Consider the following 17,911-nt stretch of genomic DNA (forward strand, 5'->3'; position numbering starts at 1 on the left):
TCGTCACGCGTCCCAGTATCACCGGTGAAGCTCGCCTTCGGCTCGCTTCACCGGTTGGGCGATGCCCCCGCGTGCGTGCCGAAGGCGAGGACCTAGGAGCCGTCGATGTCTTCGGAGAGGTAGGTGTGGAGGTGGGCGGCGCCCTTGAGCATGGCGCGGGCTTGGCCGGTGAGGGCCGCGCGGCGGTCGGCGACGGCGGTGCGGAGGGCGGCGCTGCCGCCGGTCTCGCGGAGGCCGTCGATGAGGGGGCGGATCTGGGCCAGGGGGTAGCGGCCCTGGCGGAGCATGTTGATCATGCGGGCGTCGCGGACGTCGGACGGCCCGAAGGCGCGGTAGCCCGTGACGCGCTCGCGCTTGGGTTTCAGGAGGCCCTCGGCCTCCCAGACGCGCAGGGCGGAGGTGCGGACGCCCAGGTGGGCGGCCACCTCGCCGATGCGCAGCGGGGAACGGGACGGCGACGGGACGTCCTGCGCGGCGACCGCCTCCAGCGCCTCGCCCGCCGCCTGGAGGGACAGGCGGCGCTCGTGGAGTTCGGCGTGGGACTCGTCCACGATGGCCAGCGCCCGGGTGACGTCACCGGCGTGGACGGCCATCAGGATCGAGCGCGCGGTCTGCGTCCCGAACCCCTCGACGAGCGCGAGGTAGGTCGTCAGCGCGCGGCGATGCCCGCCGTGGAGCACGCGGTAGCCCGAGGACGTCCGCTCGGCCGGGGGCAGGACGCCGAGATCGACGTAGTTGCGGATCTGCTGGGTCGAGGCGCCCGCCAGCCGGGCCAGATCGACCGGACGCAACCGCTCGTCCTCCCCGCGCATCGCACCCCCTTACGTGGTGAGTTGAGGGTTGGAAGCCCTTCGGCACTCAATTTACTGGGGAAATCGCGGAAAAGTATCAAGTAGGCAGTTCAATGACAAACTTGAACCCATGGGTGTGAACGAGGGAAATCAGGGGAACGGCGCGCGCGCCGCGGACGGTCACGACCTCATCCAGGTCCGGGGCGCTCGGGAGAACAATCTGACGGGGATCTCGCTCGACATCCCCAAGCGGAGGCTGACGGTCTTCACGGGGGTCTCGGGCTCCGGCAAGTCGTCGCTGGTCTTCGACACCATCGCCGCCGAGTCGCGGCGGCTGATCAACGAGACCTACACGGCGTTCGTCCAGGGTTTCATGCCGAGCCAGGCGCGGCCGGACGTCGACGGGCTGCGCAACCTGAGCGCGGCCATCATCGTCGACCAGGAGCGGATGGGCGCCAACGCCCGCTCGACCGTGGGCACGGCCACCGACGCGCACACGCTGCTGCGCATCCTGTTCAGCCGGATCGGGGAGCCGTTCGTGGGGCCGCCTTTCGCGTTCGGCTTCAACAACGCCGAGGGCATGTGCCCCGAGTGCGAGGGGCTCGGCCGGGTCTCCCAGATCGACGTCGATCAGCTCGTCGACCGCGAGCTGACTCTCAACGAGGGCGCGATCACGGTGCCGGGCTTCGGCGTGGACACCTGGTACTGGCAGCTGATGGCCCGCTCGGGGCTGTTCGACCCCGACCTGCGGCTGGCGGACTTCCCGGCGGACGTCTGGCACGACTTCCTCCACATGCCGGCCACCAAGGCCAAGGTCGGCTCGAACAACCTGACCGTGGAGGGCCTGGTCACCAAGGTCCGACGGCTCTACCTGGCCAAGGACCGCGAGTCGATGCAGCGCTCGGCGCGCGAGTTCGCCGACCGGGCCGTGGTGATGGCCGGATGCCCCGCCTGCGGCGGTACCCGGCTGAACGAGGCCGCGCGGTCGGCGAAGATCAACGGCCGGACGATCGCCGAGTGCGCGTCCATGCAGATCGACGAGCTGGCCGGGTTCGTCCGCGGCATCGACGCCGACGGCGTCGGGCCCGTCCTGGAGACGCTCGGCGGGACGCTCGACTCGCTGGTCGAGATCGGCCTGGGCTATCTCAGCCTCGACCGCGAGTCGGGCACGCTGTCGGGCGGCGAGTCGCAGCGCGTCCGGATGGTCCGGCATCTGGGGTCGAGCCTGACCGACGTGACCTACGTCTTCGACGAGCCCACGGTGGGCCTGCACCCGCACGACATCGAGCGGATGAACGGGCTGCTGGTCCAGCTGTGCGACAAGGGCAACACGGTGCTGGTCGTCGAGCACAAGCCCGAGACGATCGCGATCGCCGACCACGTGGTCGACCTCGGGCCCGGCGCGGGCGCCGAGGGCGGGCGGCTGTGCTATGCGGGCGACCTGGCGGGGCTGCGCTCGTCGGGGACCCTGACCGGCCGCTACCTCGACCACCGGGTGACGCTGCGCGAGAAGGTCAGGCGGCCGACGGGCGTCCTGCCCATCAAGGACGCCTCGCGGCACAACCTGCGGGACGTGAACGTCGACATCCCGCTCGGCGTCCTCACGGTCGTGACCGGGGTGGCGGGGTCGGGCAAGAGCTCGCTGATCCACGGCTCGCTGCCGGGACGGGACGGCGTGATCGTGGCCGACCAGTCGGCGATCCGCGGCTCGCGCCGCAGCAACCCGGCGACCTACACCGGGCTGCTCGACCCGGTCAGGACGGCGTTCGCCAAGGCCAACGGGGTCAAGCCGGGATTGTTCAGCGCCAACTCCGAGGGCGCCTGCCCGGCCTGCAAGGGGATCGGGCTGATCTACACCGACCTGGCGATGATGGCCGAGGTCGCCTCGGTCTGCGAGGCGTGCGAGGGCCGCAGGTTCAAGCCCGAGGTGCTGGCCTACCGGCTGCGCGGCAAGAACATCGGCGAGGTCCTGGAGATGTCGGTGGCCGAGGCCGGGGCGTTCTTCACCTCGGGCCAGGCCCGCACGATCCTGGAGCGGCTGGTCGCCGTCGGGCTCGGCTACCTCGGCCTCGGCCAGCCGCTCACAACGCTGTCGGGCGGTGAGCGGCAGCGGCTGAAGCTGGCGATCCACATGGCCAGGAACGGCACGACCTACGTCCTGGACGAGCCGACCACCGGCCTGCACCTGGCCGACGTCGACCAGCTGCTCGGGCTGCTGGACCGGCTGGTCGACGACGGCAACACGGTCATCGTGATCGAGCACCACCAGGCCGTGATGGCCCATGCCGACTGGATCATCGACCTCGGGCCGGGCGCCGGGCACGACGGCGGGCAGATCGTCTTCGAGGGCACCCCGGCCGAGCTGGTCGCCGACGGCACCACGCTGACGGCCCGGCACCTGCGCGAGTACATCGCCTAGGCGAGGCGTCCCGCCCGCGCCCTCACACCAGACGCCGGACGGCGGTGGGGGCGTGGGCGGCCTCGGTGGCGACCTCCTCGAACTCCACCACGGCGTCGATGTCCCGGGCGCCCATCGCGATGTCGGTGACGCGTTCCAGGACGGCCTCGACGACGACCGGCACGCGGTACTCCTCGGCCAGCTTCTTCGCCTCCTCGAAGGCGGGGAGCAGGCCGTCCGGCTCGGTCACCCGGATCGCCTTGCAGCCCAGGCCCTCGGCGACCCTGACATGGTCGACGCCGTAGCCGCCGAGCTCGGGCGCGTTGACGTTCTCGAACGACAGCCGCACCTGGTAGTCCATGTCGAACGTCCGCTGGGCCTGGCGGATGAGGCCCAGGTAGGAGTTGTTCACCAGCACGTGGATGTAGGGGATGTTGTGCTGCGCCCCGGCCGCCAGCTCCTCGATCATGAACTGGAAGTCGTAGTCGCCCGAGAGCGCCACCACCGGGGCGCCGGGTTCGGCGACCGCGACGCCGAGCGCGGCCGGGATCGTCCAGCCGAGCGGCCCCGCCTGGCCGCAGTTGATCCAGTGGCGCGGACGGTAGACGTGCAGCAGCTGGGCCCCCGCGATCTGGGAGAGGCCGATCGTGGTGACGTAGCGGGTGTCGGGCCCGAACGCCCGGTTCATCTCCTCGTAGACGCGCTGCGGCTTGATCGGCACGTCGTCGAAGTGGGTGCGCCGCTGGAGCGTGGCCCGGCGCCGCTGCGCCGACGCGGCCCAGTCCGTCCGGTCGGGCAGCTCGCCCGCGTCGCGCAGCTCGCGGGCCGCCTGGACGAAGAGCTCCAGCGCCAGCCCGGCGTCGGAGGCGATGCCGTAGTCGGGCGCGAAGACCCGGCCGATCTGGGTGGGCTCCACGTCCACGTGCACGAACGTGCGCCCGCGCGTGTAGACGTCCAGGCCGCCGGTGTGGCGGTTGGCCCACCGGTTGCCGATGCCCAGGACGAAGTCCGACTCCAGGAACGTGGCGTTGCCGTAGCGGTGCGAGGTCTGGAGCCCGACCATTCCCGCGTTGAGGTCGTGGTCGTCGGGGATCGCGCCCCAGCCCATCAGCGTCGGGACGACGGGCACGCCGGTGATCTCGGCGAACTCGCGCAGCGGCGCGCAGGCGTCGGCGTTCACGACGCCGCCCCCGGCGACGATCAGCGGGCGCTCGGCCGCGTTCAGCATCGCCATCGCCCGGTCGACCTGCGCGCGGGTGGCGGCGGGCCGGTACACCGGCAGCGGCGCGTAGGTCCCGGCGTCGAACTCGATCTCGGCGAGCTGCACGTCGAGCGGGAGGTCCACCAGCACGGGGCCGGGACGTCCCGACCGCATCAGGTGGAACGCCTGCTGGAGCACCCCCGGCACCTGCGCGGGCTCCAGCACGGTCACCGCCATCTTGGTGACCGGGGCGGCGATCGAGGCGATGTCGACGGCCTGGAAGTCCTCCTTGTGCAGCCGCGCCCGGGGGGCCTGGCCCGTGACGCACAGGATCGGGATCGAGTCGCCGATGGCCGAGTACAACCCGGTGATCATGTCCGTCCCGGCGGGACCGGACGTGCCCACGCAGACCCCGATGTTGCCGGGGGCGGCGCGGGTGTAGCCCTCGGCCATGTGCGAGGCGCCCTCGACGTGCCGCGCGAGCGTGTGCTCGATCCCGCCGGCCTCCCGCAGCGCCGCGTAGAAGGGGTTGATCGCGGCACCCGGGACGCCGAACGCGTGGGTGATCCCTTCGAGCTTGAGGATCTCCACGGCGGCGCGGGCGGCGGTCATCCGGGTCATGTCGCGCTCCTTGCGTAGCGGGCGGCGAGCGTCCGCTCGCCGTCGGGGGTCAGGTGTCCGAGGAGGCGGAGGCGGGCGATTCCGCCGTCGGGGTGGATGTCGAGGCGGGCGTGGGTGATGGGGCGGGTGGTGTCCAGGCGGATGCGGTGGCGGTGGTCGGGGCGGATGGGGGTGCGGGGCAGCAGGGTGTGCCAGGGGCCTTGGGGGTCGGTGGCGCCGGACAGGGTGATGGCGGCGGGGGCGTTGAATTTGAGGTGGGTGGTGTCGATCTCGGCCAGGGCGAGGGTGGCCTGGGCGGCCAGGGCGATGACGGCCCAGTCGTGGCCGCCGTCGCGGCGGCGTGCGGTCTCCCAGCCTTCGGCCTGGTTGCGGGCGTGGCCGGGGTGCAGCATGTGCTCGGGGCTGGAGTAGAACTCATCAGAGCAGGCCACCACGCGGGCGCCGTGTTCCAGCGCCGCCACATCGACGGTCAGACCGCTGAGCAGCGCCGGGTCGGGCACCACCCGCCCATGCACCCGCAACCGCGCGATCCCGCCATCGGGGAACATGGTCAGCCGCACGTGAGTGAAACGACGCTCGGCCGCGATCTCGAATTCGTGCGTGGAATCGCCCTTGAGCGGGCTGCGCGGCACGACCTCCACCCATTCGGTGTCGTCGGTGGGGTCCGCGTCGGCCGCGCAGGCTTCCACGGAGGCGTGCGGGGGGTAGTTGCCCTTGAACCAGGCCGTGTCGATCACGACCCGATCGATCACCCCGGGCAGCCCGAGGCGCACGATCGCCCAGTCATGACCACCGTCGCGGCGGCGGGCGGTCTCCCACCCGTCGTACTCCTGCCCCTTGGCCCCGAACGAGTGCGCGGTGAACCCCGGCTCCCACGGGTTGATCAGATTCTCCTTCACCGCGAACGACTCGTCGCTGGCGGCGATCACCGACCCGCCCAGCGTCCGCACCGCGAGATCAGGCATGGGCACTCCGTTCGTCGAGCCAGGTCCGTGCCAGCCGCTCGGCCAGCCGTTCGAGGAGGGGACCGGCGTGGGTCATGCACTTGGCCGGGTCGGGTTCGAGGTCGGTGAGGGCGTAGGCGGCCTGGAGGCGGGCCTTGCGCAGTTGCTCGCCGGTGAGGGCGCGGCGGCCCGAGACCGCGACGGCGGGCACGTCCGCGCGAGCCGCCGCACGGGCCACGCCGATCGGGGCCTTGCCGCGCAGCGACTGGCGGTCCAGGGACCCCTCGCCGGTGATCACCAGCCGGGCGCCCGCCACCCGGTCGGGGAACCCGAGCAGGTCGAGCAGGTACGCGATGCCCGGACGGATGGTGGCCTTCAGGAAGACCAGGGCCCCGTAACCGGCTCCCCCGGCCGCTCCGGCGCCGCGCAGCCCGGCCGCGTGGACGCCGAGGTCGCGGCGGACGACGGCGTCCAGCCGGGCCAGCCCGCGTTCCAGCGTCCTGACCTGCGACGGGCTCGCGCCCTTCTGGGGGCCGAAGACGGCCGCCGCGCCGTCGCGGCCGAGCAGCGGGCTGTCGACGTCGCTCGCCACCACGACGGTCACGCCCGCCAGGCGTTCGCGCAGGGCGCGCACGTCGAGGGAGTGCAGCCGCCGCAGCGCGGCGCCGCCGGGCGGGAGCGGGCGTCCCTCGGCGTCGAGGAACCGCGCGCCGAGCGCGGCGGCGATGCCCGTGCCGCCGTCGGTGCAGGCGCTGCCGCCCAGGCCGAGGACGATCCGGGTCGCGCCGCCGCCGATCGCGGCGTCGATGAGCTCGCCGGTGCCGTGGCTGGACGCGGTCAGCGGTGTCGGGTCGTCCCGCAGCAGCCGCAGCCCGGACGCCTCGGCCAGCTCGACCACGGCCGTGTCGTCCCGGACGGCGTAGGCCGCGACGACCCGCTCCCCCGCCGGGCCGGTGACGGCGGTCCGCAGCCGTGCGAACCCGCACGCCACGGCCGCGTCGACCGTCCCGTCGCCGCCGTCGGCCACCGGCAGGGCGACCAGCGGGACGTCGGGACGGACGCGGCGCAGCCCGGCCGCGACATGGGCGGCGACCTCGGCGGCGGTGAGCGAGCCCTTGAACTTGTCCGGGGCGATGACCACCTGCCCACCGTTCACGCGGCGGACGCCCGGCCGGAGAGATCCTCGACGATCTTCAGCAGCGCGGAGTGGTCGAGGGCGCCGTGGCCCTTGGCACGGGCGGCGGCGATGAGCTGGGCGACCAGCGCGGTCATCGGGAGCGAGACCTCGGCCGACCGGGCGGCGGCGGTGGCGATGCCCATGTCCTTGTGGTGCAGGTCGATGCGGAAGCCCGGTGCGAACTCGCGGGCCAGCATCGAGGCGCGCTTGAGGTCGAGGATCCGGCTGGCCGCCAGCCCGCCCGCGATGACGTCGAGCCCCGCGGCGGCGTCCACGCCCGCGGCCTCCATCAGCACGATCGCCTCGGCGACCAGCGCGTAGGTGCCGCCGACGATGAGCTGGTTGGCCGCCTTGACGTACTGCCCGGCGCCGTTGCCGCCCACGCGGGCGTAGGTCGATCCGACGGTCTCGAAGATCGGCCGGGCGGCCGCGACGTCCTCCTCGGCCCCGCCGACCATGATCGACAGCACCGCGTCCACGGCGCCGCGCTCGCCGCCGCTGACCGGGGCGTCCAGCACCCGCAGGCCGTGCTCGCGCCCGGCCTCGGCGATCCTGACCGAGGTCTCGGGCCTGATGGTGGAGAAGTCGACGAGGAGCGCGCCGGGCCGGGCATGCCGCAGCACGCCGCCGGTCGCCTCGTCGCCGAACACGACGGCCTCGACGTGCTCGTCCTGCGGGAGCATGGTGAGGACGACCTCGGCCTCCGTGACGGCCTCGGCGAGGCTCGCCGCCGCCGTTCCGCCCGCCGCGACCAGCCGGTCGGCCCCGGCCGGGACGACGTCGTAGCCGGTGACCCGGTGGCCCGCCGTGGCCAGGTGGGCGGCCATGGGGCCGCCCATGACGCCGAGGCCGATGAACGCGATCGTGCTCATGAGGGGTGGTTCTCCGTCCAGGTGAGGTCGGTGGGGCCCTGGGGCCGGTACTCCAGGGCGACGAGCCCGGCGTAGCCGGTCTCGGTGAGGGCCCGGTCCAGCGCCGCGAAGTCGATCTCGCCGGTGCCGGGGCGGTCGCGGCCGGGGGCGTCGGCGATCTGCACGTGCCCGATCTCCCCGGCGTGCTCGCGCGCGACCGCGGCCGGGTCCTCGCCGTTGGCGGCCAGGTGGAAGGTGTCGAGCAGGAGCCGCAGGTTGCGCGCCCCGCTCTCGGCGCGCACCCGCTCGATCACCGCGAGGGCGTCGGCGGCGGTCTCCAGCGGGTAGGCGCCGTTGAGCCCGCGGGCGAGCGGCTCGATCAGGACGACGCCGCCGAAGGCGCCGACCCGCCGGGCGGCGAAGGCCAGGTTCCGGGCGGCCACACGATCCTGCTCGGCCGCCGCGACGCCCTGGACCCGCTGCCCGTACAGGGCGTTGAACGCCCTGGCCCCGGTCCGTTCCGCGACGCGCGCCAGCACCTCGGCGCCGGCGCGGAACTCCGCCGCCCGCGCCGGGTCGGACAGCACGCCGCGCTCCCCCGCCGGCATGTCGCCCGCGTAGAAGTTGAGGCCGGTCAGGAGGACGCGCGCGTCCTCCAGGGACTGGCAGAACGCGTCCAGCTCGCCCTCGGACGGGACGGGCACGCCCGGCCACGGCCACCAGAACTCGACCGCGTCGAACCCCGCCGCTTTGGCCGCCGACGGGCGCTCCAGCAACGGCAGCTCGGTGAAGAGGATCGAGCAGTTGACCACCGAGTACCTCACGCCGCCGCCCGCACCCGCTGGTACGCCTCCCAGCTGCCGTGCTCGGTGATGTCGGTCAGGCCACCGTGGGAGGCCGGGGGACGGCGCAGCAGCATGGCCAGCGCGGAGGAGCCGTCGGCCAGCTCGATGACGCCGAGTTCCAGCTCGGCGGGCTCGGCGGGCAGCAGCCGGTCGCGCAGCACGTCCATCGGGACCTCGTAGACCTCGCCCGCGACACTGGCTCCGCCGTGGGCGACCGGTGCGAGCGCGGGGCACCGGTCGCCGACCGAGTAGAACCGGTAGACGGGGGCGGTGGCGGTCTCGGCGACCAGCGGGGCGCCGTCGAGCAGGTGGTGCAACGGGCCGCCCCGCATGGCGCCGCCGTTCAGGAACATCAGGGGCATCGGTCCTCCTGGATTTCGCGATACGAAATCTGATTGCCGCTTCGCGAAATGAACGCTAGGACGGGCCCCTGACCTCGTCAAGGAAGGCTGTGGGGTCCTACGAGAGGGGCATCGGAGCCGGAGCCAGGTCTGGAGGAAGCACAGAGTGGATGGGCCCCCGGGTCCGGCTCAGCGGCGCAGACGTGCCGCCACGGCGCAGCGCGACGAACTCGGCCGCGATCGACAGCGCGGTCTCCTCGGGCGTGCGGGCGCCGAGGTCGAGCCCGATCGGCGAGCGCAGCCGGGCGAGCTCGTCCTCGGTGAGGCCCGCCGCGCGCAGGCGCGCGTTCCGCTCGCGATGGGTGCGGCGCGACCCCATCGCGCCGACGTAGGCCATGGGCAGCCGCAACGCGACCTCCAGGAGCGGGACGTCGAACCTGGCGTCGTGGGTGAGGACGCAGACGACCGTGCGGCCGTCCAGCAGCCCGCGCTCGGCCTGGCCGCCCAGGTAGCGGTGCGGCCAGTCCGCGACGACCTCGTCCGCGTCGGGGAAGCGCGCGGGGGTCGCGAACACCGGACGGGCGTCGCAGACGGTGACGCGGTATCCGAGGAAGCCCCCGATCCGCGCCAGCGCCGCCGCGTGGTCGATCGCCCCGAACACCAGCAGGCGGGGCGCCGGGGCGAACGACTGGACGAACACCTCGAGGTCCTCGTCGCAGGCTACGGAGACCAGCCCGGTACGGCCCGTGTCGAGCAGGGCGCGGGCCTCACCGACCACGACCCGGTCGAGGTCGGCGCGGCCCGTCCCGCCCTGGAACCCGCCGGGCCGGACGGTGAAGGCCGCGCCCGAGCCGTCCAGCGCCTGGACGAACGCCACGGGCTCGCCGCCCGCGATCGCGTCCAGCGGAGCGTCGGGGACCGGGCCGGGACGGACGGCGACCTCGATGGTCCCGCCGCAGGTGAGCCCCACGGCGAAGGCGTCGTCGTCGCTGTAGCCGAAGGACTCGCGGGCGGGTTCACCGGTGCGCAGGGCCTCCCGGCACAGCTCGTAGACGGCGCCTTCGACGCACCCGCCCGACACGCTCCCCACGACCTCGCCGTCGGACGCCACCGCCATCGCGGCGCCGGGCCGGCGTGGCGCGCTGCCTCCGACGGAAACGACGGTGGCGACGGCATAAGCGGTTCCGGCGTCGTTCCAGGCGCGCAGCCGCCCGGCGATCTCACGCATGCGGGTGTCCCCTCCCCATGATCTAGCCGATCCCCAAAGCCTCTTCGACGGGGCGAAGAGCGAAGTAAAGAAGGAAGACCAGCGACAGCGGGTACAGCAGCCAGTGGATCTCGCCGAAGCGGCCCCGCGCGGCCTTGAGCAGCGTGTACACCAGCACTCCGGCGCCGACGCCGACCGTGATCGAGTAGGTGAACGGCATCAGGACGATCACCAGGAACGCCGGGACGGCGACCTCGAGATCCTCCCAGTCGATCTTGCGGACATGGGTCATCATCAGCGCGCCGACCAGCACCAGCGCGGGCGCCGCCGCGCCGACCGGGACCACGCCCGCCAACGGGGTGACGAAGATCAGCGCGGTGAGCAGCGCGCCGGTGACCACGCTGGCCAGACCGGTCCTGGCGCCCTCGGCTACCCCGGCGGCCGACTCGACCACCGCGGTGTTGGCCGAGCCGTTGACGCCGCCGCCGATGACGGCGCCGAGCCCGTCCACGGTCAGGATGCGGCCGAGACCGGGCAGCCGGCCCTTCTCGTCGGTCATCCCGGCCTCCTCGCCGACGCCCAGGATCGTGCCCATGGCGTCGAAGAACCCCGACAGGACGAGCGTGAACAGCACCACCGAGGCGGTGATCGTCCCGGCCCGCTCGAATCCGCCGAACAGGTCGATCTCGAACAGCAGGTCGAACCGGGGCGTGGCGACCACGCTGCCGGGCAGCTCGGGCACGACGGGGCCCCACGCCTTGGGGTCGATCTCGACGGCGGAGTCGATCGCGACCGCGAACGCGGTCGCGGCGACGATCCCGATCAGCATGGCGCCCGGCACCCGCCGGACGAACAGGACCAGCATCAGCGCGAGCCCCGCGCAGAACACCACGACGGGCCAGCCCGCCAGCTTGCCGAGGACGCCGAGCGTGACCGGCGTGGACGCGTTGCCGTGGTGGCCGACGACGCCCGCGTCCACCAGCCCGATCAGCGCGATGAACGCGCCGATCCCGACGCCGATCGCCTGCTTGAGCGCCAGCGGGATCGCGTCCATGATCAGCTGCCGGATCCCGGTCAGCGCGAACAGCACGATCACCAGGCCCTCCAGCACCACCAGGCCCATGGCCTGCGGCCAGGTCATGTGCGGCGCGGCCTGGAAGACCACGATCGGGGTGACGCCCAGACCGGCGGCCATGGCCAGCGGCGCGTTGCCGACCAGCCCCATCAGCAGCGTCGACAGGCCCGCCGAGAGCGCCACCATCGTGGTGAGCTGCGCCGGGTCGAGCCGCGCTCCGGTGACGTCCTGGGCGTCACCGATGATCAGGGGGATGAGGACGACCAGGTAGGCCATCGCGACGAAGGTGGTGACTCCCCCGCGCACCTCGCGGGCCACCGTCGTGCCCCGGCCGCGCAGGTCGAAGAGGCGGTCCAGCGCGGCCATGACCGGCGCGGGGGTGGACGGCGGTGTTCTCTCGGGACGCTCCTGGGTCTTCACGGCTCGGTGCCCTCCTTCAGGGCGCGACCGACCGCCGGACCGGCCCGGCGGGCCGTCCGTCGCGTCGATCCGTGCGGTTGTGGGGGTCCTTCCCGCGCGACTAGGGCGCGGCTCGCGTGATGTGCTCCGGTCGAACCGGCACTCGGGTGAGCGCGAGCCCGGTGGCGTCGCGGATCGCCGCGGCGATCGCCGGGGTGGAGGAGAGCGTGGGTGGCTCTCCCGCGCCCCGGAGCCCGTATGGGGCGTCGGGGTCGGGGTTTTCGAGGATGTCGAGGCGCATGGGTGGCATGTCGAGGATGGTGGGGATGAGGTAGTCGGTGAAGGAGGGGTTGCGGACCAGGCCGTCGGTGACGACGATCTCCTCCATCACGGCCAGGCCGAGGCCCTGGGCGGTGCCGCCGTGGATCTGGCCTTCCAGCGAGAGCCGGTTGATGATCTTGCCGACGTCCTGGACGGCGGCCAGCTCGACGACCTTGACCAGGCCCAGCTCGACGTCGACGTCCACCACCGCCCGGTGCACGCAAAGGGCGAGCTGGGTGTGGCTGTCGCCCTGCCCGGTCACCGGGTCCATGCCGGTGGTCGGCCGGTGGTGGTACTCGCGGGTCTCCTCGATGACCTCGTCGCCGAGGATCTCCTCGATCGAGGCCAGCACGCCCGCCGACCGGGAGACGATCTTGCCTCCGGTCACGATGAGATCGCCGAAGGCGCGGCCCAGCCTCCGCTCGGCCAGGGCGAGCAGCTCCGCCCGGACGGCCTCGCACGCGGTCTTGACCGCGCCACCGGTCATGTACGACTGGCGCGAGGCCGAACTGGACCCGGCGTCGCCCACCCGGTTGTCGGCCGGATGGATCGCCACGCGCTCCACGCCCAGCTCGGTGCGGGCGATCTGCGCCTCCAGCGTGACCAGGCCCTGCCCGACCTCGGCCGCCGCGGTGTGCACCAGCACGCTCGGTTCGCCGCCCACCAGCTCCAGCCGGACGCGGGCGGTGGAGTAGTCGTCGAAGCCCTCGGAGAAGCAGATGTTCTTGATCCCGACGCCGTAGCCGACGCCGCGCACCACCCCCTCGCCGTGTGTGGTCTGCGAGACGCCCCCGGGCAGGTCGCGCAGGTCGGAGGCGTCCAGCGCCGGGGGCATCGGCATGGCCTCCAGCCGGTCGAGCATCCCGGCCAGCGGCGCCGGAGAGCGGATCACCTGACCGGTCGCCAGCTTCGACCCCTGCGACACCGCGTTGCGGCGCCGCACCTCCACCGGACTGATCCCGCAGGCCGCCGCCACCTTGTCCATCATCGACTCATAGGCGAAGCACGCCTGCACCGCCCCGAACCCCCGCATCGCCCCACACGGCGGATTGTTGGTGTAAACGCCGTACGCATCGATCCTGATATTCGGGATCTCGTAGGGCCCCACACCCAGCGAGGCCGCGTTGCCGGTGACGTTCAGCGTGGCCGAGGTGTAGGCGCCGCCGTCCAGGACGATCTCGACGTCGGCGTACAGGAGCCGTCCGTCCTCGGTGGCCCCGTACTCGTACCGCATCTCGGCGGGATGCCGGTGCACGTGCCCGAAGAACGACTCGAACCGGTTGTAGGACATCTTGATCGGCTTGCCCGTGTGCAGCGCGAGCATGCCCGCGTGGATCTGCATCGAGAGGTCCTCGCGGCCGCCGAACGCGCCGCCCACCCCCGCGAGCGTCATCCGGATCTGGCTCTCGTCCAGCCCGAGACAGGGCGCGAGCTGCTTGAGGTCGTTGTGCATCCACTGGGTGGAGACATAGAGGTCGAGGCCGCCGTCCTCACCCGGGACGGCCAGGCCGGACTCGGGGCCGAGGAACGCCTGGTCCTGGATGCCGACCTGGAAGTCGCCGGACACGACCACGGCCGCGGCCGCCCGCGCCTGCTCGACGTCGCCGACGCGGACCGGCTGGTGCCGCGCCAGGCCGCCGCGTTCCTGGACGCGGTTCCGCTCCGGATCGGCGATCACCGCCCGCGCATCGGTGATCGGCTCCAGCACCTCCCACTCGACACCGATCCGCTCCATCGCCCGCCGAGCGATCTCGGGATGATCCGCCGCCACCAGCGCCACCGGCTCACCCTGATGCCGCACCTCACCGAACGCCAGGACGGGCTGGTCCCAGGTCATGTCCAGGCCGTAGACCTTGCGGCCCGGGACGTCCTCGTGCGTCAGCACGGCGTGCACGCCCGGCGTCGCCAGCGCGGGACCGATGTCGATCGACACAATCCGGGCCCGGGCATGCGGGCTGCGGAGCGTCGCACCCCACAACATCCCGTCCATCCACAGATCCGACGAATACGCGAACTCGCCCGCCACCTTCTGCGCGCCGTCCGGGCGGAGCGGGCTGTCGCCCACCCCGCCGCGCCCGACGGCCGCGACCTGGCCGGGGGCCCTGACGGGAGCGTTGATCGGCGCGGCCATCTACAGGACCTCCTTGGCAAGCGTCATCAGGCGGCGGTGGGCGTCGGCGCCCCGGCGGGCGACCTCGTCCTGCGGCACGGTGACCAGCTCGTCGTCGCGGACCACCGTCCTGCCGCCCACCAGCAGGCGCGCCAGCGGAGGCGTCCCGCCGTAGGCGAACGCCGTCACCGGATCGTCGATCGCCGCGTAGAAGCCGTCCACCCGCCAGATCGCGATATCGGCCAGCTTGCCCGGCTCCAGCGAACCCAGCTCGTCCTGACGGCCCAGGCAGCGCGCGCCGCCCAGCGTCGCCATCTCCAGCGCCTGCCGCGCGGTCAGGGCGTCCGGGCCGTAACGGGCCCGCTGCATGTACATCGCCTGCCGGACCTCACCGGCCAGCGGCACCATCTCAGCGGACGCGGCGCCGTCCACCCCCAGGCCGACCGGAACCCCGGCGGCAAGCATGTCGGCCACCCGGGCGATCCCCGCGCCGAGCCTGGCGTTGGAGCTCGGGCAGTGCGCGGCGCCGGTGCCGCTCTGGGCCATCTTCTTGATGTCGGCGTCCTGGAGATGGACGGCGTGCGCGAACCAGACGTCCTCGCCCAGCCACTCCAGGCTCTCCATGTAGTCGACGGGCGACATCCCGAACTGCTCCCGGCAGTGCCGGTCCTCGTCGAGGGTCTCGCACAGGTGGGTGTGCAGCCGGACGCCCTTGGAGCGTGCCAGCTCGGCCGAGCGCTCCAGCAGGTCGCGGCTGACCGAGAACGGCGAGCAGGGCGCGACGGCCACGCGCAGCATCGACCCCGGCGACGGGTCGTGGTAGCGGTCGATCGCCGCCTCGGTCTCGGCCAGGATCGTGTCCAGATCCTCCACCACCTCGTCGGGCGGCAGCCCGCCGTCCGACCGGCCGCGGTCCATCGAGCCCCGGCAGGGATGGAACCGGACGCCCAGCTCGGCGGCCGCCTCGATCTCGGCGGCGAACAGGTCACCGCGTCCCCGGGGAAAAACGTAGTGATGGTCGGTCGAGGTCGTGCAGCCCGACCTCAGCAGCCAGCCGAGCCCGGCGCTCGCCGCGCCGCGCACGACCTCGGCGTCCATCTTCGACCAGGGCTTGTAGAGCGCCACCAGCCACTCGAAGAGGGTGTTGTCCTTGGCCAGGCCCTGGCTCGCCCACTGGTAGAGGTGGTGGTGGGTGTTGATCAGCCCCGGGGTCACCAGGCAGCCGCGCCCGTCGATCCGCTCGGCTCCCTCGGCGGCCGGGGCGCCGCCCGCCCCCACGGCGGTGATCCGGTCGCCGTCGATCACCACATGGCCGCGGGGGTGCTCGGCACCGCTGACCGTGACGACGTGGGCGTTCTCGATGACCTTGACCGTCACCGCGTCCCCGCCTTCCGCGCGGCCGCCAGCCGCACCGCGTCCAGGATCTTCTCGTAGCCGGTGCACCGGCACAGGTTCCCCGCCAGCGCCTCCCTGATCTCCGCGTCGCCCGGCTCGGGCACCCGCTCGATCAGGTCGTGCGCCTGCACCACCAGGCCCGGCGTGCAGAAGCCGCACTGCACCGCGCCCGCCTCGACGAACGCCTGCTGGACGGGGTCCAGCGCGTCCTCCCCGGCCAGGCCCTCGACGGTGCGCACCTCGCGTCCCTCGGCCTGACCGGCCGCCACCAGGCACGCGCACACCGGGACGCCGTCCAGGTAGACGGTGCACGAGCCGCATTCGCCCTGCTCGCAGGCGTTCTTCGAGCCCGGGAGCCCCATTCGCTCCCGCAGCATGTACAGGAGGCTCTCGCCCTCCCACACCTCGTCCACGGACTCCCGTGAGCCGTTGACGGTGAACGTGACGCGCATATCAGGACGCCTCCCTTCCGGTGGTGGCGGCGCGGAAGTCGTTCCACGCCCAGGTCAGGGTCCGGCGGGCCATCACCGACAGCGCGTGCCGCCGGTAGTCGCCCGTGCCCCGGACGTCGTCGATCGGCGCGGCCGCGTCCCGCACCAGCTCGCCGAACCGGCGGGCCGCCGTGAGGGACAGCGGGCCCCGGGTCTCCCAGTCCAGCTCGCCCGCGAGGAACTCCTCGGCGGCCGCGGCCCGGCGGGGCGTCGGCGCCGCCGACCCGATCCCGGTGCCGACCCGGCGCTCCTCCGGATGCAGCGCGATCGCGAACGAGCACACCGCGATCACCATCGCGTTCCGCGTCCCGATCTTGGAGAAGTACTGCGGGCCGGGCGCGGGAGCGCTCCAGAACGCCCGGATCAGCTCGTCGGGCTCCAGCGCGTTGCGCTTCACGCCCAGGTAGAAGTCATCGACGGGGATCATGCGGACGCCCCGCGCCGCCGACTCCACCTCGATGACCGCGCCGCCCGCGAGCAGCGGCGGATGGCTGTCACCGGCGGGCGAGGCCGCGCCCAGGTTCCCGCCGACCGACCCGCGGTTGCGGATCTGCGGCGAGCCCACCGTCCGCGACGCCTGCGCCAGCCCCGGCAGCCGGTCGCCCAGCTCGCCGATCACCCGGACGTAGGGGACGCCCGCGCCCACCCGCAGCCGCCCGTCCACGACGTCCCAGGTGGCCAGCTCGGTCACCCGGGTCAGGTCCAGCAGCGCCTCGGGCCGGTGCACATCGAAGTTGATCTCCACCATCACGTCGGTGCCGCCCTGGAGGGGCAGCGCGCCCGGATGGGCCGCCCGGACCGCCAGCGCGTCCGGCCAGGTCGAAGGTCTCAGGAATTCCATGGTCGCCCTCTCAGTTCCAGGCGGTTCCGGCGTCGGGGGCGTCGTCGGTGCGGACGGAGCCCTCGATCAGGCCGTACGGGCGGTCGGCCGCGTAGAAGACCTCGTTGGGGTTGTCCATGCCGAACGGATCGAGGTCGACGAGGAAGTGGTGCTTGTTGGGCATCGTCAGGCGGACCTCGCAGATCTCCTCGCGCGTTTCGAGCACCCGGCGTCCCATCGCGTAGAGGGTCTGCTGGAGCGAGAGGCTGTGGGTGTCCGCGAACGCGTCCAGGAGGGCCCGGCGCGTCTCGCTGTAGGAACGTCCAAACGAGGCGTCCTCCCCCCGATGCCGCCAGCGGGCGGTGACCTCGGTGGCCAGGACCCGGTCGGTGGTCGGCTTGAGGGTGGTGTACTCGTCCTCGACGAAGCCGTGGAACTCCGACCCGGTCGAGTTCAGCACGACCAGGTCCCGCAGCCCCGAGACCACGCTCGTGGTCCCGTCGCGGTCGTGGTGGACGACGCAGGTGCGCACCTCGCGGCCGCCGCGAACGAAGGAGTGCTCCCGTTCGCGCGGGCCGTCCCCGGCGGGGATCCGGTCCCAGAAGTACTCCTCGATCTCCACCCGGGCGTGGTGGATCGAGGGCTGGGAGCCGACGTAATGGCGCGCCAGCAGCAGCGCGAAGTCCTCGATCTGGTCGATGCCGTGCTTGCGGGCGAACGCGAACGCGGTGTTCTTCTGCGTGTCGGTCGGAAGCACGTTGCCGTTGTCGCCGGTGCGGTGCACGGCGTCCATGTCGCCGGACAGGGCGGAGCTGACGTTGACGTCCTTGAGGTGGTGGACGCCGCCCTCGCGGACGACGCGGACGACGCGCGTCTCCGCCTTGCCGTAGCGGTTGGGGCCGAGAACGATGGCCATGTCGGTCC

General features: G+C 72.9%; 15 protein-coding genes. 1 reads left to right on the forward strand and 14 read right to left on the reverse strand.

Annotation, left to right across the window (positions count from 1 at the left end):
* Positions 1–92: 92 nt before the first annotated feature.
* Positions 93–812, reverse strand: a complete 720-nt coding sequence (locus ACQPY4_RS25035) for a MerR family transcriptional regulator (protein ID WP_433324613.1) — start codon at positions 810–812, stop codon at positions 93–95.
* A 109-nt stretch (positions 813–921) separates the two neighbouring features.
* Here ACQPY4_RS25035 and ACQPY4_RS25040 point away from each other — a divergent pair, with 109 nt between their 5' ends.
* Positions 922–3,210: an ATP-binding cassette domain-containing protein gene (locus tag ACQPY4_RS25040; RefSeq protein ID WP_433324615.1), complete on the forward strand. Its 2,289-nt coding sequence runs from the start codon at positions 922–924 to the stop codon at positions 3,208–3,210.
* Between the two features lie 22 nt (positions 3,211–3,232).
* On the opposite strand, the gene gcl is transcribed toward ACQPY4_RS25040, so the two are convergent.
* The 13 genes from gcl to pucL all read right to left on the reverse strand — a co-directional run bounded on the left by gcl (position 3,233) and on the right by pucL (position 17,903).
* Positions 3,233–5,011: a glyoxylate carboligase gene (gcl, locus tag ACQPY4_RS25045; RefSeq protein WP_433324617.1), complete on the reverse strand. Its 1,779-nt coding sequence runs from the start codon at positions 5,009–5,011 to the stop codon at positions 3,233–3,235.
* A complete protein-coding gene (gene alc / locus ACQPY4_RS25050; RefSeq protein WP_433324619.1) occupies positions 5,008–5,976 on the reverse strand; it encodes an allantoicase in 969 nt (322 codons plus the stop codon). Before alc ends, gcl begins: the two co-directional genes overlap by 4 nt.
* On the reverse strand, positions 5,969–7,096 hold the full coding sequence (locus ACQPY4_RS25055) for a glycerate kinase (RefSeq protein WP_433324621.1): 1,128 nt from the start codon (positions 7,094–7,096) through the stop codon (positions 5,969–5,971). Before ACQPY4_RS25055 ends, alc begins: the two co-directional genes overlap by 8 nt.
* Before the next feature lie 11 nt (positions 7,097–7,107).
* Positions 7,108–8,004: an NAD(P)-dependent oxidoreductase gene (locus ACQPY4_RS25060; protein WP_433324623.1), complete on the reverse strand. Its 897-nt coding sequence runs from the start codon at positions 8,002–8,004 to the stop codon at positions 7,108–7,110.
* A complete protein-coding gene (locus tag ACQPY4_RS25065) occupies positions 8,001–8,807 on the reverse strand; it encodes a hydroxypyruvate isomerase family protein (protein WP_433324625.1) in 807 nt (268 codons plus the stop codon). The genes ACQPY4_RS25060 and ACQPY4_RS25065 overlap by 4 nt, the downstream gene beginning before the upstream one ends.
* Positions 8,804–9,190, reverse strand: coding sequence for an allophanate hydrolase-related protein (locus ACQPY4_RS25070; RefSeq protein WP_433324627.1), 387 nt, complete (start codon positions 9,188–9,190; stop codon positions 8,804–8,806). The genes ACQPY4_RS25065 and ACQPY4_RS25070 overlap by 4 nt, the downstream gene beginning before the upstream one ends.
* A gap of 97 nt (positions 9,191–9,287) precedes the next feature.
* A complete protein-coding gene (locus ACQPY4_RS25075) occupies positions 9,288–10,397 on the reverse strand; it encodes an XdhC family protein (RefSeq protein WP_433324630.1) in 1,110 nt (369 codons plus the stop codon).
* Positions 10,398–10,419: 22 nt separating this feature from the next.
* The gene (locus tag ACQPY4_RS25080; RefSeq protein WP_433324632.1) at positions 10,420–11,871 is read right to left on the reverse strand and encodes an NCS2 family permease; all 1,452 of its coding nucleotides are present in this window, start codon (positions 11,869–11,871) and stop codon (positions 10,420–10,422) included.
* Positions 11,872–11,971: 100 nt separating this feature from the next.
* On the reverse strand, positions 11,972–14,302 hold the full coding sequence (gene pucD, locus ACQPY4_RS25085; RefSeq protein ID WP_433324634.1) for a xanthine dehydrogenase subunit D: 2,331 nt from the start codon (positions 14,300–14,302) through the stop codon (positions 11,972–11,974).
* Positions 14,303–15,658 (reverse strand): 8-oxoguanine deaminase, encoded by a 1,356-nt coding sequence (locus tag ACQPY4_RS25090; protein WP_433324636.1) that lies wholly within the window; start codon positions 15,656–15,658, stop codon positions 14,303–14,305. It abuts the gene before it with no gap.
* The gene (locus ACQPY4_RS25095) at positions 15,655–16,128 is read right to left on the reverse strand and encodes a (2Fe-2S)-binding protein (protein ID WP_433324638.1); all 474 of its coding nucleotides are present in this window, start codon (positions 16,126–16,128) and stop codon (positions 15,655–15,657) included. The genes ACQPY4_RS25090 and ACQPY4_RS25095 overlap by 4 nt, the downstream gene beginning before the upstream one ends.
* 1 nt (position 16,129) lies before the next feature.
* Complete coding sequence (locus tag ACQPY4_RS25100; RefSeq protein WP_433324640.1) at positions 16,130–17,008, reverse strand: FAD binding domain-containing protein; 879 nt, start codon at positions 17,006–17,008, stop codon at positions 16,130–16,132.
* 10 nt (positions 17,009–17,018) lie between these two features.
* Positions 17,019–17,903 (reverse strand): factor-independent urate hydroxylase, encoded by an 885-nt coding sequence (gene pucL / locus ACQPY4_RS25105; protein WP_433324642.1) that lies wholly within the window; start codon positions 17,901–17,903, stop codon positions 17,019–17,021.
* Positions 17,904–17,911: the final 8 nt, after the last annotated feature.

Source organism: Spirillospora sp. CA-294931 (genome assembly GCF_050946795.1).
GTDB lineage: Bacteria > Actinomycetota > Actinomycetes > Streptosporangiales > Streptosporangiaceae > Spirillospora.

What these genes read in the sequence shown, in the direction of transcription:
- ACQPY4_RS25100 (WP_433324640.1), bottom strand. Translation starts at nt 17,008, where the DNA reads ATGGAATTCCTGAGACCTTCGACCTGGCCGGACGCGCTGGCGGTCCGG.
- ACQPY4_RS25035 (WP_433324613.1), bottom strand. Translation starts at nt 812, where the DNA reads ATGCGCGGGGAGGACGAGCGGTTGCGTCCGGTCGATCTGGCCCGGCTG.
- pucL (WP_433324642.1), bottom strand. Translation starts at nt 17,903, where the DNA reads ATGGCCATCGTTCTCGGCCCCAACCGCTACGGCAAGGCGGAGACGCGC.
- gcl (WP_433324617.1), bottom strand. Translation starts at nt 5,011, where the DNA reads ATGACCCGGATGACCGCCGCCCGCGCCGCCGTGGAGATCCTCAAGCTC.
- pucD (WP_433324634.1), bottom strand. Translation starts at nt 14,302, where the DNA reads ATGGCCGCGCCGATCAACGCTCCCGTCAGGGCCCCCGGCCAGGTCGCG.
- ACQPY4_RS25070 (WP_433324627.1), bottom strand. Translation starts at nt 9,190, where the DNA reads ATGCCCCTGATGTTCCTGAACGGCGGCGCCATGCGGGGCGGCCCGTTG.
- ACQPY4_RS25075 (WP_433324630.1), bottom strand. Translation starts at nt 10,397, where the DNA reads ATGCGTGAGATCGCCGGGCGGCTGCGCGCCTGGAACGACGCCGGAACC.
- ACQPY4_RS25060 (WP_433324623.1), bottom strand. Translation starts at nt 8,004, where the DNA reads ATGAGCACGATCGCGTTCATCGGCCTCGGCGTCATGGGCGGCCCCATG.
- ACQPY4_RS25040 (WP_433324615.1), top strand. Translation starts at nt 922, where the DNA reads ATGGGTGTGAACGAGGGAAATCAGGGGAACGGCGCGCGCGCCGCGGAC.
- alc (WP_433324619.1), bottom strand. Translation starts at nt 5,976, where the DNA reads ATGCCTGATCTCGCGGTGCGGACGCTGGGCGGGTCGGTGATCGCCGCC.
- ACQPY4_RS25095 (WP_433324638.1), bottom strand. Translation starts at nt 16,128, where the DNA reads ATGCGCGTCACGTTCACCGTCAACGGCTCACGGGAGTCCGTGGACGAG.